General features: G+C 66.4%; 13 protein-coding genes and 1 tRNA gene. 7 read left to right on the top strand and 7 right to left on the bottom strand.

What is annotated here, in order from left to right; translation table 11 throughout:
* Window positions 1–9: 9 nt before the first annotated feature.
* The 3 genes from argA to KHP16_RS25375 all read left to right on the top strand — a co-directional run bounded on the left by argA (window position 10) and on the right by KHP16_RS25375 (window position 3,423).
* Window positions 10–1,464, top strand: coding sequence for an amino-acid N-acetyltransferase (gene argA / locus KHP16_RS25385; RefSeq protein WP_109580746.1), 1,455 nt, complete (start codon window positions 10–12; stop codon window positions 1,462–1,464).
* 70 nt (window positions 1,465–1,534) lie between these two features.
* A complete protein-coding gene (locus tag KHP16_RS25380; protein ID WP_109580745.1) occupies window positions 1,535–1,810 on the top strand; it encodes an oxidative damage protection protein in 276 nt (91 codons plus the stop codon).
* Between the two features lie 230 nt (window positions 1,811–2,040).
* Window positions 2,041–3,423, top strand: coding sequence for a hypothetical protein (locus KHP16_RS25375; protein ID WP_211961380.1), 1,383 nt, complete (start codon window positions 2,041–2,043; stop codon window positions 3,421–3,423).
* On the opposite strand, the gene rpiA is transcribed toward KHP16_RS25375, so the two are convergent.
* On the bottom strand, window positions 3,417–4,103 hold the full coding sequence (gene rpiA, locus KHP16_RS25370; RefSeq protein WP_109580743.1) for a ribose-5-phosphate isomerase RpiA: 687 nt from the start codon (window positions 4,101–4,103) through the stop codon (window positions 3,417–3,419). The two genes, KHP16_RS25375 and rpiA, sit on opposite strands and share 7 nt — an antisense overlap.
* A 151-nt stretch (window positions 4,104–4,254) precedes the next feature.
* Between rpiA and tal the strand changes: the two genes are divergently transcribed.
* Window positions 4,255–5,211, top strand: a complete 957-nt coding sequence (gene tal / locus KHP16_RS25365; protein WP_211961379.1) for a transaldolase — start codon at window positions 4,255–4,257, stop codon at window positions 5,209–5,211.
* Between the two features lie 9 nt (window positions 5,212–5,220).
* Here tal and KHP16_RS25360 read toward each other — a convergent pair whose 3' ends face one another.
* The 3 genes from KHP16_RS25360 to rnr form a co-directional block, all read right to left on the bottom strand.
* Window positions 5,221–5,946 carry an SIR2 family NAD-dependent protein deacylase gene (locus tag KHP16_RS25360; protein ID WP_115952490.1) on the bottom strand — a complete coding sequence of 242 codons (726 nt, stop codon included), beginning with the start codon at window positions 5,944–5,946 and terminating at the stop codon, window positions 5,221–5,223.
* A gap of 14 nt (window positions 5,947–5,960) precedes the next feature.
* Window positions 5,961–6,704, bottom strand: coding sequence for a 23S rRNA (guanosine(2251)-2'-O)-methyltransferase RlmB (gene rlmB / locus KHP16_RS25355; RefSeq protein ID WP_109580740.1), 744 nt, complete (start codon window positions 6,702–6,704; stop codon window positions 5,961–5,963).
* Window positions 6,705–6,804: 100 nt separating this feature from the next.
* Window positions 6,805–9,432 (bottom strand): ribonuclease R, encoded by a 2,628-nt coding sequence (rnr, locus tag KHP16_RS25350; RefSeq protein ID WP_109580739.1) that lies wholly within the window; start codon window positions 9,430–9,432, stop codon window positions 6,805–6,807.
* Between the two features lie 66 nt (window positions 9,433–9,498).
* Here rnr and KHP16_RS25345 point away from each other — a divergent pair.
* The 3 genes from KHP16_RS25345 to KHP16_RS25335 all read left to right on the top strand — a co-directional run bounded on the left by KHP16_RS25345 (window position 9,499) and on the right by KHP16_RS25335 (window position 10,979).
* Window positions 9,499–9,585: transfer RNA gene (locus KHP16_RS25345), tRNA-Leu, on the top strand.
* Between the two features lie 265 nt (window positions 9,586–9,850).
* On the top strand, window positions 9,851–10,285 hold the full coding sequence (locus KHP16_RS25340) for an Rrf2 family transcriptional regulator (protein WP_109580738.1): 435 nt from the start codon (window positions 9,851–9,853) through the stop codon (window positions 10,283–10,285).
* A gap of 67 nt (window positions 10,286–10,352) precedes the next feature.
* The gene (locus tag KHP16_RS25335; protein WP_211961378.1) at window positions 10,353–10,979 is read left to right on the top strand and encodes an NAD(P)-dependent oxidoreductase; all 627 of its coding nucleotides are present in this window, start codon (window positions 10,353–10,355) and stop codon (window positions 10,977–10,979) included.
* A 20-nt stretch (window positions 10,980–10,999) separates the two neighbouring features.
* Here KHP16_RS25335 and KHP16_RS25330 read toward each other — a convergent pair whose 3' ends face one another.
* The 3 genes from KHP16_RS25330 to KHP16_RS25320 all read right to left on the bottom strand — a co-directional run bounded on the left by KHP16_RS25330 (window position 11,000) and on the right by KHP16_RS25320 (window position 14,372).
* Window positions 11,000–11,569 (bottom strand): phosphoribosyltransferase, encoded by a 570-nt coding sequence (locus KHP16_RS25330; RefSeq protein WP_109580736.1) that lies wholly within the window; start codon window positions 11,567–11,569, stop codon window positions 11,000–11,002.
* A 167-nt stretch (window positions 11,570–11,736) separates the two neighbouring features.
* Window positions 11,737–13,080, bottom strand: coding sequence for an adenylosuccinate synthase (locus KHP16_RS25325; RefSeq protein ID WP_109580735.1), 1,344 nt, complete (start codon window positions 13,078–13,080; stop codon window positions 11,737–11,739).
* Between the two features lie 140 nt (window positions 13,081–13,220).
* Window positions 13,221–14,372 (bottom strand): ATP phosphoribosyltransferase regulatory subunit, encoded by a 1,152-nt coding sequence (locus KHP16_RS25320; protein WP_121490732.1) that lies wholly within the window; start codon window positions 14,370–14,372, stop codon window positions 13,221–13,223.
* Between the last annotated feature and the right edge of the window lie 106 nt (window positions 14,373–14,478).

The following is a 14,478-nucleotide window of genomic DNA, read 5'->3' as shown; positions in this document are numbered from 1 at the left end:
ATCCGCCGCATGAACGCACGAACCGACACACCCCCAGAGCCCGCGGAGCCCCCCGCCGCTGCCCCCGCGCTGCCCCCCACGGCATTGTCCCCCGTCTCCGCGCCCGCCACGCCGATCCCGTCTTCGGCCGCCAGCGCCGACGCCGATGCCGCCGGCCCCGATCGCCAGCAGTTCGTCGACTGGCTCCGCGCCGTCGCCCCCTACATCCACGCCTTCCGCGGCAAGACCTTCGTCATCGCCTTCAGCGGCGAACTGGTCAAGGCCGGCGTGCTCAATGCCCTCGTCAACGACGTCGCGCTGCTGCATGCCATGGGCATGCAGATCGTGCTCGTGTTCGGGTCGCGCCCGCAGGTGGAAGAACAACTCGCGCTGCGCCACGTCGAATCGCGCTACGCCGACGGCGTGCGCATCACCGACAACGCCGCGCTCGAATGCGCGAAGGAAGCCGCCGGCGAACTGCGCCTCGACATCGAGGCCGCGTTCAGCCAGGGCCTGCCCAACACACCCATGGCTGGCGCGCAGCTGTCGGTCATCTCCGGCAACTTCATCACCGCCCGCCCGGTGGGCATCGTCAACGGCGTCGACTACCAGCACACCGGACTCGTCCGCAAGGTAGACGGCGAGTCCATGCGCATGTCGCTGTCCCACGGCAAGGTCGTCCTGCTCTCCCCGCTGGGCTTCTCGCCCACCGGTCAGGCGTTCAACCTGTCGATGGAAGACGTCGCCAGCGCCACCGCCAGCGCCCTGCGCGCCGACAAGCTCATCTTCATCACGGAGGTCCCCGGCGTCCCCGACCCCGTCGGCAAACTGATGACCGAGATGTCCCTGCGCACGGCCGCGGAGCGCCTGCACAACAACCATCTTCCGCCCGACGTCGCCTATTACCTCCAGCATCTGGTCAAGGCGCTCAAGGGCGGCGTGCCGCGCGCGCACCTGATTCCGTTCGCGCAGGACGGCTCCGTGCTGCTCGAACTGTTCCTGCACGACGGTGTCGGCACCATGATCTCCGACTCCGACCTCGAAAGCCTGCGCGAAGCCACCCTCGACGACGTCGGCGGCATCCTGCAACTGATCGCGCCGCTGGAAGCGGACGGCACACTGGTCCCGCGCGGCCGCCACCTGATCGAGCGCGATATCGGCAACTTCTCGGTGATCGAGCACGATGGCGTGCTGTTCGGCTGCGCGGCGCTGTACGAATTCCCGCGCGAGAACATGGGCGAGATGGCATGCCTGACGGTATCGTCGGAAGCCCAGGGCACTGGCGACGGCGAACGCCTGCTCAAGCGCATCGAGCGCCGCGCCCGCGCGCTGGGCCTCGAGCGCCTGTTCGTGCTCACGACGCGCACGGAGCACTGGTTCCTCAAACGCGGCTTCGTCCACGCCACCGTGGACGACCTGCCCGAAGACAAGCGCAAGCTGTACAACTGGCAGCGCAAGTCGATGGTGCTGATGAAGAAACTGTAAGGGGTGAAGGGACAAGGCCACCCGGCACCCGCCTTCGCTACAATACGGACAAACAAAACAGGAGTCCCTCATGGCCCGCATGGTCCATTGCATCAAGCTGAACAAGGAAGCCGAAGGCCTCGACTTCCCGCCGCTGCCGGGCGAACTCGGCAAGAAGATCTGGCAAGGCGTATCGAAGGAAGCCTGGGCCGGCTGGCTCAAGCATCAGACGATGCTGATCAACGAAAACCGCCTGAACATGGCGGACGCGCGCGCGCGCCAATATCTGCTCAAGCAGACCGAGAAGTATTTCTTCGGCGACGGCGCGGATCAGGCCGTTGGTTACGTGCCGCCGCCGTCCGCCTGAGCACACCAGACGCCGTACACGACAGAGAGGTGCCTCCGGGCACCTTTTTTTGTCCCGCGCTCGCCAATCCACGATGCGGAAACTTCGTCGTCACGCATCGATTACGTCATCCTTTTCCGAAAGCGCGCCTCGCCCGCGCCCACCCTTTGCACTTCTTGAGAAACGTCAAAGCCGGAAGCATTTGATCGTCGCTACGCTGCGGCCTCTTTCACCACGAAGGAGTGCGAGTCATGACGTTAGTGCGAAAGCTGGCCCTTGGCGTGCTGTCGGTGGCCACCACGGCGAGCGCCGCGATGGCGCAAACCGGGGCCGCCACACCCACCACGTACCGCGGCCCCCTGTCGTTCGGTGGCACCGTCGCCATCACCGTGGATGCCCCCAGCGCCGGCAAGGTGCAGGTGCGTTTCGACGACTCCCCGCTCGGGCTGCAAGGCACGATCGTCGGCAGCTACACAGTGCGCCATGGCGAATATACGGTTCGGAAATTCTCCTCGGACACGGCGGAGCCGCCGCCCGAGGCGCTGGCTACAAGGCTGCGCGGTGTCGGCCTCCGGTTCACGCGTCAGGACGAGCGGCTTAGCGGCGGCATCTCCGGCCTGCCGAATCCGGCGGTGACCGCTCGCAATGCGCGGCTCGCGGGCGTGGTGCATGCATCCGCCGCCACCACTCTGCCCGCCCTCGCCTCCATCGCGGGCGTCTACACCTACGTGCGGCAACAGTCGGCGCCCGCGCCGTCCGTGTCGCAGAGCATGACAGCCGCCGAGCCCCAGCCCGCGAAGCCCGGCATCGACAGCGGCCAGTTCCGCGTCGACCGCGCCGGCACCATGTGGCCGTGCCAGGGGGCGGACTGCCTGTCGCCCGCGAACGGCGCGCCCGTCCACAAACTGGAACCGGCTGACCAGACGCGCTGGCCCGGCGCGTTCGCGATCACGACGGACGGCAAGCCCGGCGGCCGGCTCTACGTCGCGGGCCAGCCCGGCGATCACATCCTGTACGTGGCCCACCGTGACGACGGCGGTGGGGGCATTGGCGGGGGCATCGGCAGCGCCGTCATGCGTACCGCCGCGCAGGTCCCGTCGGCCGTGCCATCGGGCCGCTGGCGCTGCCAGCATCCGACGACGCGGGTCGACGCGCAGACCGGCATCCATGCGTACCGCGGCACGCTACAGACGGAAACGCTGGAGATGTCGGGCCCATCTGTACGCAACCGGAATCTGCAGCGTCCGGTGGTATGGCGCCTCGATCCGTCGCGCGGGGCGATGGGGCGAGAGAGCGCGCGAAATCCCGAGCGCCAGTCAGTGCCCGAAGGCACGGCACCGGAGGCACAGGGGTTGTACTGGGTGAGTTGGACGCCGCAGCGGCATCAGGCATTCCTGCCGCTGGACGCCAACACGATGACGTACCTGCTGCAATCGACCGTGCCGGCGTCGCCGCTCGATCAGATGGGCGTCTGCCACCGCCAGCAGGTGGCCGCGACACGCGCCAGGAGGACGAACGCGAAGACCGGTAAGAAGGCGGGTATGAAGGCGGATATGAAGACAGCGATATCAGCGGCCGCCACCGGTACGAAGTGGGCGTCGAGACAGACGCCCGCGCAGGGAAAGACTCAGTAATCGGTCCGGCGCACGCCGTCCGTGGTGCCGAGCAGCAGCACATCGGCGCCGCGGAGCGCGAACAGGCCAACCGTCACCACACCGGGGAACTGGTTGATCTGCTGCTCGAGTGCCTTGGGCTCCGCGATCTTGAGGCCTGACACGTCGAGAATCACGTTGCCGTTGTCCGTCTTGTAGATGCCGCCTTCCCTGGTCATGCGCAGACGCGGCTGTCCGCCGAGCGCCGCGAGCTTGCGGGCAACGGCCGCGCGTGCCATCGGCACCACTTCCACGGGCAGCGGGAACGTACCCATCGTCTCGACGAGCTTGCTGCCGTCGGCGATGCACACGAAGCGCGCGGCCACCGAGGCCACGATCTTCTCGCGCGTGAGCGCGCCACCGCCGCCCTTGATCATCGCGCCGCTGGCATCGATTTCATCGGCGCCATCGACGTAGACGGGAATCTCGTCGACTTCATTGAGGTCCAGCACCTCGAAGCCATGCTGCTGCAGGCGCCGCGTGGACGCTTCCGAGCTCGACACTGCGCCCGAAAAACGCTCCTTGAAGGCCGCCACGGCATCGATGAACAGGTTCGCGGTGGAACCCGTGCCGACGCCGAGCACCGCGCCCTCGGGCACTTCCTGCTTCACATAATCCGCGGCGGCCTGGGCCACCAGCGCCTTGAGTTCGTCCTGATTCATGACACCTGCCGACAACTGCCGGTCGCTTGAGGGAAAACGCGTAGTGTAGCGGATTGAGGCGGCACGCCCGCTGTCGGACGACGCCCCCTGTTGGACGGAGGTCACGCGACGGTACAATGGCCCGTTCCCATCCAGTTCATCCCGCACGATCATGACCCAGCTCGAACAACTGAGGCAGTTCACGACGGTGGTGGCCGACACCGGCGACTTCCAGCTGATGAAGCAATACAAGCCGCAGGACGCGACGACCAATCCGTCGCTGATCCTGAAGGCAGTGCAGAAGCCCGAGTACCGCCCGCTGCTGGAAGCCGCGGTGCGCGACCACGGCAGCGCGGGTAAGGACGCCGTGATGGACCAGTTGCTCATCGCGTTCGGCCTCGAGATCCTGGCAATCGTGCCGGGCCGCGTCTCCACCGAAGTCGATGCGCGGCTGTCCTTTGACACCGCCGCCACCGTGGAGAAGGCGCGTCATCTGATCGCGCTGTACGAGCAGCGCGGCATCGCGCGCGAACGCGTGCTGATCAAGATCGCATCGACGTGGGAAGGCATTCGCGCGGCCGAACAGCTTCAGCGCGACGGCATCCGCTGCAACATGACGCTGCTGTTCTCGCTCGTGCAGGCGGTGGCCTGCGCGGAGGCAGGCGCGCAACTGATCTCGCCGTTCGTCGGCCGGATCCTCGACTGGTACAAGGCCAAGGCCGGCGACAAGTGGGATGTCGCGGCCAATGCCGGCGACAACGATCCGGGCGTGCGTTCCGTGCGCCAGATCTACGAGTACTACAAGAAGTTCGGCCACGAGACCGAGGTGATGGGCGCGAGCTTCCGCAGCACCGCGCAGATCCTGTCGCTCGCGGGCAGCGACCTGCTGACCATCAGCCCCGAGCTCCTCGAACAGTTGAACGTGGACGGCGCGACCGTCGAGCGCAAGCTCTCCGTCGATCAGGCGCAGGCCGCGAATATTGCGCGGATCGCCGCCGACGAGCCCGCGTTCCGCTGGCAGCTCAATGAAGACGCGATGGCCACCGAGAAGCTCGCCGATGGCATCCGCCTGTTTGCGGCCGATGCGGTCAAGCTCGAAGCCCTGATCGGCGAGCTCACGCGGAAGTAAAAAAAGAGATCAGTCCCACAGCAGCGGCAGGGTTTCCCCTGCCGCGCCGCTCAGCGCGATATCGGCCGTGGCATCGAGCGCCGACGGCTGCGGATTGACGACGATCACGGTCGCACCGTTATCCTTCGCCACCCCCGGCAGCGCCGCGGCCGGATACACCATCCCCGACGTCCCCACCACGAGGCACACATCGCTGTGCTCCGCCGCATATTCGGCGCGATAGCGCGCCACGCGCGGCAGATCTTCGCCGAACCACACCACGCCGGGCCGCATCAGCGCGCCGCACAGCGCGCACCGCGGCGGCTCGCCGGGAATTGGCGGCACCGTATCGCACTTGCCGCAGGTATCGAGCCACTTGTGCGCGAACAGGTTGCCGTGCAGCTCCACCACATGCTCGCTGCCCGCGCGCTGATGCAGGCCGTCAACGTTCTGCGTGACGAGCGTCACCGGCTTGCGTGCGGCCAGTCGCACCAGCGCATGGTGTGCCGGATTCGGATGCGTGGCGGCGACGAGCGCGCGACGATGCGCGTACCACTGCCATACCAGCGTCGGCTGGCGGCGGTACGCGGCCTCGGTCGCGAGTTCTTCCGGATCGAATCGCGCCCACAACCCCGTGAGCGCGTCGCGAAACGTCGGTACGCCGGACTCGGCGGAAATTCCCGCCCCGGTCAGGACGAAGACGTTGCGCGCCTGCCCGATCCGCGCGCGCGCCTCGGCCAGCGCGTTGGCATCCATCGCTTGCCCGACGCTTACTTCGGCAGGCGCCGCTGACGCACCGCCTCATACAGACAGACGCCGCTCGCGACGGAGACGTTGAGGCTTTCGACGCCGCCCGCCATCGGAATGCCGACCAGCTCGTCGCAGGTCTCGCGCGTCAGGCGGCGCATGCCCTCCCCTTCCGCGCCCATTACGATGGCCATCGGCCCCTTGAGGTCGACGTCGTACAGCGACTTGTCCGTGCCATCGGCCGTGCCAACCACCCAGATACCGCGCTCCTGCAGCTCGCGGAGCGTGCGCGCCAGGTTGGTCACGGTGATGTAGGGGACGGTTTCCGCGGCACCGCTGGCCACCTTGGCCACGGTCGCGTTGAGGCCGACGCTGCGGTCCTTCGGCGCGATGACCGCGTGCGCACCCGCACCATCCGCCACGCGGAGGCAGGCACCGAGGTTATGGGGATCGGTCACGCCATCGAGAATCAGCAGCAGCGGCGTCCCCTCGATGCCGTCGAGCAGCTCATCGAGGTTCAGCGCGAGCGAAACTTCCTCCGCGCGCGCGACCACGCCCTGGTGGCGGTCGGTGCCCGCCATGCCGCGCAGGCGGTCCGCATCCACGGGATGCAGCCGGACGCCGAGGCTTTCGGCGAGTTTGACGAAGTCCTGCATGCGCCGGTCGCGGCGCGAGGCTTCGATATAGACATCGGATACACCCTTCGCGTCCTGGCGAAGGCGTGCAGTGACGGCATGAAAGCCGATCAGGAGTTTTTGCTTGGCCATGGCGGGATTGTAGGGGATATCCCGCCGCGCAAGAAAAAACGCGTCCTCCCCCGTGCCCGGAAGAGGACGCGCAGCTTAGCGCTTGGCGCTTCTATCCGCGTTATCGCTTGCGAGCGGCGCGCGGACCCTTGCTGGCCGTCTTGGCGCCGCGCGCCTTGCTCGCGGGCTTGCGCGTCTTTTCCAGATGCGCGGGCTTCGGCTTGGCCGCACGCTTCGCCGGCTTGCCGCCGGGCGTCTTGTGCGTGGCGTGGCCACTATGGCCAACGTTCGCCAGGTTCGGTTTCATCGGCGTGATCACCGCCTCGAACACCGGCTGCTCCTCGATCACGCGATCGAGCGTCTCGTCGAACGACTCCTCGGGCTTGGACGTACCGCCCAGCAGCGCCGCCAGCTGGCGGCCCTTCTTGCGCGCGGGCACGGCATGGGCGGCCGGTACGCGCGGCTGCGCCTCGGGGCCCGCGACGCGCGCGCGGAGCGACTTGGCCGACGGCTCCTGCACGAGTCGGAAGTCGATCTTCCGCGCGTCGAGGTCCACGCGCGATACCTGCACGCGCACGCGATCGGTCAGGCGGTAACGGATACCCGTACGCTCGCCGCGCAGCTCGTTGCGCGCCTCGTCGAACTGGAAGTAGTCGCTGCCGAGCTCGGTCACATGCACGAGGCCCTCGACATACAGCTCGTCGAGCTGCACGAAGATGCCGAACGACGTGACCGCGCTGACGGTGCCCGCGAAATCGCTGCCTAGCTTGTCGCGCATGAAGTAGCACTTGAGCCAGGCCTCCACATCGCGCGACGCCTCGTCGGCACGGCGCTCGTTGGCCGAGCAATGCAGGCCGAGCTCGTCCCAGATCGCTTCGTTGCGGCGCGCGCGCGCGGCCGTGGCCTCCGCGCGCTGCTCGGCATCCTTGGCCTGCATGCGGCGGGCCTTGGGCGAGATCGACGTATTGAACTCGGTGCCCGGCGCGAACGCCGGCTGGTACTTCGTATGCGCGAGCACCGCCTTGATCGCGCGATGCACGAGCAGATCGGGATAACGCCGGATCGGGCTGGTGAAGTGCGCGTAGGCCTCGTAGGCCAGGCCGAAGTGGCCGATATTGTCGGGGCTGTAGACGGCCTGCTGCATCGAGCGCAGCAGCATGGTCTGCAGCATCGGCGCATCGGGACGCGACTTGATCTTGTCCATGACCTCCGCGTAGTCGGACGCCTGCGGCTTGTCGCCGCCGCCGAGCGACAGGCCCGCGGTCTTCAGGAACTCGCGCAGGTTCTTCAGCTTCTCTTCACCGGGGCCCGCGTGGATGCGGTACAGCGTCGGGTGCTTGAAGCGCTCGAGGAAGTCCGCCGCGCACACGTTGGCGGTCAGCATGCACTCCTCGATGAGCCGGTGCGCGTCGTTGCGCGTGCGTGGCAGGATCTGCTCGATCTTGCCCTGCGCATTGCACACGATGTACGTCTCGGTCGTATCGAAGTCGATCGCGCCGCGTTCGCGGCGCGCCTTGAGCAGGACCTGGAACAGTTCGTACAGGTTCTGCAGATGCGGCACCAGCTCGCCACGCTTGTGGGCCTCGGGGCCCTTCGTGTTCGACAGCACGGCCCAGACCTCGTTGTAGGTCAGGCGTGCGGCCGAGTGCATCACCGCCGGATAGAACTGGTAACCCTTGATCTCGCCCTTGCTCGTGATCACCGCATCGCAGACCATGCACAGACGGTCCACCTGCGGGTTGAGCGAGCACAGCCCGTTCGACAGCTTCTCCGGAAGCATCGGAATCACGCGGCGTGGGAAGTAGACGGACGTCGCGCGGTCGAGCGCATCGGCGTCGAGCGGCGATCCGGGACGCACGTAGTGCGACACGTCCGCGATGGCGACGATCAGGCGCCAGCCCTTCGTGCGGCCGATCTTCACGGGCTCGCAATACACGGCATCGTCGAAGTCGCGCGCGTCTTCGCCGTCGATCGTGACCAGCGGCACATCGCGCAGGTCGATGCGATGATCGAGGTCCTGCTGGCGCACCACATCGGGCAGCGCCTGCGCTTCCTTGGCCGCGGCGGCGGAGAACTGATGCGGCACGCCATACTTGCGTACCGCGATCTCGATCTCCATGCCCGGATCGTCGATATCGCCGAGCACTTCCACCACGCGGCCGACCGGCTGCACGTAACGGTCCGGCCATTCGACGAGCTCCACGCTCACGACCTGGCCTACGCGCGCCTTGCCTTGCGACTTCGGCGGAATGAGGATGTCCTGGCCAATGCGCTTGTCTTCCGGCGCCACGACGAGCACGCCGTTTTCCGATAACAGGCGGCCGATCACATAGCGGTTGGCACGTTCGACGATCTCGACGATCTGCCCTTCCGGACGTCCACGGCGGTCGTAACCGATCACGCGCACCTGCGCGCGGTCGTTGTGCATGGCTTTCTGCAGTTCACGCTCGGGCAGGAAGATATCGTCCTCGCCGTCATCGCGGATCAGGAAGCCGAAGCCATCGCGGTGACCCTGCACGCGGCCCAGCACGAAGTTCGGCTGGTGCGCGAGTTCGTAGCGGCCCTTGCGGTTCAGTTCGATCTGACCGTCGCGCTCCATGGCGGCGAGGCGCTTCTGAAAGCCGTCATGCTCCTTGCGCGTGACGGAGAGAGCCTTGGCGATATCGCCGGCCGACTGCGGCGACCCCGAAGTTCTGAGCACGCCGAGGATTTCTTCCCGGCTTGGGATCGGATAGTTGTTCTGATTCAATTTTGGAAACTATTTGACAAACGTTATACGGTCGCTATAATGGCCGCTTCGGTTGTTTCGACACCTGCCCAGGTGGCGGAATTGGTAGACGCACTAGGTTCAGGTCCTAGCGGTGGCAACACTGTGGAGGTTCGAGTCCTCTCCTGGGCACCAAGGATATTCCTGCAGAGAACCCGCAACGCTTTCGAGCTTGCGGGTTTTTTGTTGTCTCCGCGGTTATCCCTGTCATTCCTATTCAATCGAAACTCCCCTTCCTTCTTATATCGGTCCGCATTCAAGTTCCCTGAGCAGGTTTCCCTGGCGAATGACACCTGAATGCACCGTGAATGAGTGTATCAGCAATCAGTGGCGATTCCGGCATTATCTTGACATGTCCCGCCATCTGTAACTATGATGGTTTCACATCAAGACTTCCAGCATGAGCACCAGCAGCCGATTCGCCGTCGCCGTCCATATCCTTACCCTGCTTGCGCAGGCGAAGGAACCGCTGTCCTCGTCGTGGATCGCGGGCAGTGTCGGCACGAATCCCGCGCTGATCCGCCGCATGATCGGCGCGCTGACCGACGCCGGTTTCGTCTCGACCACGATGGGCAGCACCGGCGGCGCGATGCTGGCGCGTCCCGCGGACGCCATCACGCTGCTCGAGGTATTCCGGGCGGTTGAGACCAGCGCGCTGATCACGCTGCATCAGAGCGCGCCGAACCCGGCGTGCCTCGTCGGCCGCGAGATCACGGGCGCCCTGCGCAACGTCGCAGACCGCGCGCAGGCGGCCATGGACGCGGCGCTCGCGGATGTCACGATCGCCGGCATGCTCGCCGATGTCGAGCGCGCCGGTCAGCGCCGAAAGCGCTGAATTTTTTTGCCTCGATATGTAACTGACGTAGTTTCATATCCAGACTTTATCTTTAACAAGGAGCACCATGAAGATCGCCATCCTCGGCGCCACCGGCAACGTCGGCACGCGCCTCGTGAATGAAGCCCTGCAACGCGGCCATCAGGTCACCGCGCTCGCGCGCAGCGCCGAAAGCCTGCCCGCACGCGCCGGCCTCACTGCGAAAAACATCGACGTGAGCCATGCCGATGCGCTCTCGCAGGCGTTCGCCGGCCACGACGCCGTCATCAGTTCGCTGAAGTTTCTGGGCACCGATCCCCGCCTCATCGTCGACGCGGTAAAGCGCGTGGGCGACAACGCCCCGCGTCTGCTGGTGGTGGGTGGCGCGGGCAGCCTGTTCGGCGCACCGGGCGTGCAGATCGTCGATACGCCCGATTTTCCGGAGGCATACAAGGCGGAAGCGCTCGCGGGCCGCCAATTCCTGAACACGCTCGAGGCAGAGCCCGCGGACTCCACGCTCGATTGGACGTTTCTGTCGCCGTCCGCGCTGCTGCTGCCCGGCGAGCGCACGGGCAAGTTCCGTCTGGGACAGGATGACCTGCTCGTCGACGCCGCGGGCAAGAGCGCGATTTCGATCGAGGACTACGCGGTCGCGATGCTCGATGAAGTGGAAACGCCGCGGCATACGCGGCGGCGTTTCACGGTCGGCTACTGACGCGCGCGCTCAGGCCGCGCTCAGGCCGCGCTGTCGTCGTCCAGCAGACTCGCGCGCTTGCCGCGCTTGAGCCAGGCCGCGAGGTTGTGCGGCCGCAGCGTGTCGTACTCCTCGAACGGCTGGTGAATCCATGGGTTCGAGGGGAGGAACGTCACGTGGTAGTCGGGCTCGACCTTCGAGCAGGCCTTGTACCAGATCACCGCCGAGCGCACGTCGGTCACGGCCGGGTACCGCTCCTTGAGGTGCTTGCCCACGCGCTCGAGCGTCACGCCGGAGTCGACGAGGTCATCGACCAGCAGGATCCTGCCCGACAGCTCGCCGCGCGTCATCGTGATGTATTGCGCGATATCGAGTTCGCCCTGCTGCGTGCCCGCGGCCTCGCGATAGCTGCTTGTCGCCAGGATCGCGAGCGGCACGTCGAAGATGCGCGACATCTGGTCGCCCACACGCAGGCCGCCACGTGCCAGGCAAAGGATCTTGTCGAATTTCCAGCCCGATTCGTGCACGTTCAGCGAGAGGCGCGCGATCAGCCGATGGTATTCGTCCCACGAGACCCACAGGTTCTCGTCGTCGTTGGTAGGGAGGTTCATGTTGTGCTGTGCTCTTTTTATTCAGTCGTGGTCGACCGATAAAGCTTTCGGCCCGCGATTGCGGGCCGAGGGAATTGCCGCGACGCTCGTGTCGCCGCGGTCATTTTATTTTTCGGCCGCGTGAGGGTATCACCGTGGCCGTCACCGCCATGACGCCTGTTGCGCGATTACGCCGTTTGATACGGGTGACGCAGCAGAATAGTCTCGTCGCGGTCGGGACCCGTCGAGATCATGTCGATCGGAATGCCAACCACTTCCTCGACGCGCTTCAGGTAGGTGCGCGCCGCTTCCGGCAGCGCATCCCAGCTCTTCACGCCAAACGTCGATTCGTTCCAGCCCGGGAATTCCTCATACACCGGCACGCAGGCGGCCACCGCATCGGAGCCGCGCGGCAGGATGTCCACGGTCTTGCCGTCGAGCTCGTAGCCGACGCACAGCTTGAGCGTCTCGAGACCGTCGAGCACGTCGAGCTTGGTCATGCACAGGCCCGACACGCCGTTGATCTGCACCGAACGCTTGAGCGCGGCGGCGTCGAGCCAGCCCGTGCGGCGCGGACGGCCGGTCACCGAGCCGAATTCCTTGCCCACGTTGGCCAGGCGCACGCCTACCGGATCCTGACGCGACGGGTTGTCGTTGTCGTACAGCTCGCTCGGGAACGGACCCGAGCCCACGCGCGTGCAGTACGCCTTCGTGATACCGAGGATGTAGTTCAGGCGGCCCGGACCCACGCCCGCGCCCGCGGCGGCCGCACCGGCCACGCAGTTGCTCGACGTCACGTACGGGTACGTACCGTGGTCCACGTCCAGCAGCGTGCCCTGCGCGCCCTCGAACATGAGGTTGCCGCCCGCGGCGTTCACCGCGTACAGCTCGGCCGACACGTCCGCGACCATAGGCTTCAGGCGCGGCGCGTAGGCCAGCGTCTCGTCGAGGATCTGCTGGAAGTCCAGCGCCTCGGCGCCGAGGTACTGCGTCAGCATGAAGTTGTGGAAGTCGAGGTTCTCGCGCAGACGCTCGGCGAAGGCCTTCGGGTCGAACAGATCCTGCACGCGTAACGCGCGGCGCGCGACCTTGTCTTCGTAGGCCGGACCGATGCCGCGGCCGGTCGTGCCGATCTTCGCGGCGCCACGGCGCGCTTCACGCGCCTTGTCGATGGCGACGTGGTACGGCAGGATCAGCGTGGTGGCTTCGGAGATACGCAGGCGGTTCTGCACCTGCAGGCCGGCGGCCTCGAGCTCCTCGATCTCGCGGAACAGCGCTTCGGGCGACAGCACGACGCCATTGCCGATGTAGCAGACCGTGCCGTCGCGCATGATGCCCGACGGAATCAGTCGAAGAATGGTCTTCTTGCCGCCGATGATCAGCGTGTGGCCTGCATTGTGACCACCCTGGAACCGCACCACGCCCTTTGCCTGGTCGGTAAGCCAATCGACGATCTTCCCTTTGCCTTCGTCACCCCACTGGGTGCCGATCACGACGACGTTGCGTCCCTGGCTTACTGCGGATGCGGACATGTTGAATTGGTCAGAAGGTTAAAAACGTATTCTACTCTCGTTGCGGAACAGTGCCCGTTCTTTGGGCGCGAGTCTGCTCCATTCGAGACAAATCCGGGCCCGGCGCGGAGGCCGTTCCCGGAGCGATCCTCAGGGGAAATTCAGCGCGGTACGACGACCCAGGCGTTGCCCTGGCGTACCAACTGGCGGTCGCAATTGAACTCGTCGAGCTCGTGCGTATGGCCCGGCAGCGACTGGATCACGATCTCGCCATTGCCGCGCAGGGCCGCGATGGCGGCGCGCAATGCCGGGTCGGCATCCCACGGCGCGAAGATGGCAAGCGCCCGCACCTGCACCGGCGACAGGGCCGCTACTTCGCGCAGGTCGAGGGAGAACCCCGTCGCCGGACGGGCGCGCCCGAAGGCCTCGCCCACCTTGTCATACCGGCCGCCGCGCGCCACGTAGTTCGGCAGGCCCGCGACATAGGCCGTGAACATCACACCGCTGTGGTAGTGATACCCGCGCAGGTCGGCCAGGTCGATATTGACGCTCGCGCCACTCACGCGCGCGGCCAGCGCGGCGAGTTCATCCAGCGCGCGGCCGATGGTCGGGCTCGACGGCAGCGTAGCGCGCGCGCGTTCGATCACGTCCACGCCGCCGTACAGCGTCGGCAGGGCCAGCAGCGCGTCGCGCTCGGTCTCGGGCATGCCCGCGGTCAGCGCGCGCAACGCGGACACGTCCTTCGTTTCCAGCGCCGCGAACAGCGCGTCCTCGATCTTGCGGATCGACGGCAGCCCTTCCAGCACGGCGCCGAGAATGCCCGCATGGCACAGGTCCAGACGCACGTCGGTCAGGCCCGCCACCTGCAGCGCGGCCAGCATCAGCTCCTGAATCTCGACGTCCGCCTCGAGGCCCGCGTGCCCATAGATCTCGGCGCCGAGCTGGATCGGCTCGCGCGTGGCATGGAAGCCGGCCGGGCGCGCATGCAGCACGTTGCCCGCATAGCACAGGCGCGTGACGCCCGGACGATTCAGCAGATGCGCGTCGATCCGCGCGACCTGTGGCGTGATGTCGGCGCGCAGGCCCAGCGTGCGGCCGGAAAGCTGGTCGACGAGCTTCAGCGTGCGGAGGTCCAGATCGTGGCCGGTCCCGGTCAGCAGCGACTCGAGGTACTCGAGCATCGGAGGCATGACCAGCTCGTAGCCGTAGGTGCGGAACAGATCGAGCATGCGGCGGCGCAGTTCTTCGATCTTGCGCGCTTCCGACGGCAGGACGTCGGCGATGTTTTCAGGCAGGAGCCAGTGGTTGGACATGGTGCTTCTCATAACTATCAGACGGTGCCGGGCGAATGGTACACCGGTAGCGTACAAAACCCCGGCAAGCCGGGGTTTCGTAGTCGATGGCCGGGAACTGCCGGCT

Origin of the sequence: Cupriavidus plantarum (assembly GCF_905397285.1) — a bacterium.
GTDB classification, from domain to species: domain Bacteria; phylum Pseudomonadota; class Gammaproteobacteria; order Burkholderiales; family Burkholderiaceae; genus Cupriavidus; species Cupriavidus plantarum.
The sequence above is the reverse complement of the archived record's forward strand: the minus strand, read 5'-3'. Positions and strand labels throughout refer to the sequence as shown.

Coding starts and splice junctions, on each gene's coding strand:
- KHP16_RS25380 (WP_109580745.1), top strand. CDS start 1,535: ATGGCCCGCATGGTCCATTGCATCAAGCTGAACAAGGAAGCCGAAGGC.
- KHP16_RS25335 (WP_211961378.1), top strand. CDS start 10,353: ATGAAGATCGCCATCCTCGGCGCCACCGGCAACGTCGGCACGCGCCTC.
- rpiA (WP_109580743.1), bottom strand. CDS start 4,103: ATGAATCAGGACGAACTCAAGGCGCTGGTGGCCCAGGCCGCCGCGGAT.
- KHP16_RS25325 (WP_109580735.1), bottom strand. CDS start 13,080: ATGTCCGCATCCGCAGTAAGCCAGGGACGCAACGTCGTCGTGATCGGC.
- tal (WP_211961379.1), top strand. CDS start 4,255: ATGACCCAGCTCGAACAACTGAGGCAGTTCACGACGGTGGTGGCCGAC.
- KHP16_RS25375 (WP_211961380.1), top strand. CDS start 2,041: ATGACGTTAGTGCGAAAGCTGGCCCTTGGCGTGCTGTCGGTGGCCACC.
- KHP16_RS25320 (WP_121490732.1), bottom strand. CDS start 14,372: ATGTCCAACCACTGGCTCCTGCCTGAAAACATCGCCGACGTCCTGCCG.
- KHP16_RS25330 (WP_109580736.1), bottom strand. CDS start 11,569: ATGAACCTCCCTACCAACGACGACGAGAACCTGTGGGTCTCGTGGGAC.
- argA (WP_109580746.1), top strand. CDS start 10: ATGAACGCACGAACCGACACACCCCCAGAGCCCGCGGAGCCCCCCGCC.
- KHP16_RS25340 (WP_109580738.1), top strand. CDS start 9,851: ATGAGCACCAGCAGCCGATTCGCCGTCGCCGTCCATATCCTTACCCTG.
- rlmB (WP_109580740.1), bottom strand. CDS start 6,704: ATGGCCAAGCAAAAACTCCTGATCGGCTTTCATGCCGTCACTGCACGC.
- KHP16_RS25360 (WP_115952490.1), bottom strand. CDS start 5,946: ATGGATGCCAACGCGCTGGCCGAGGCGCGCGCGCGGATCGGGCAGGCG.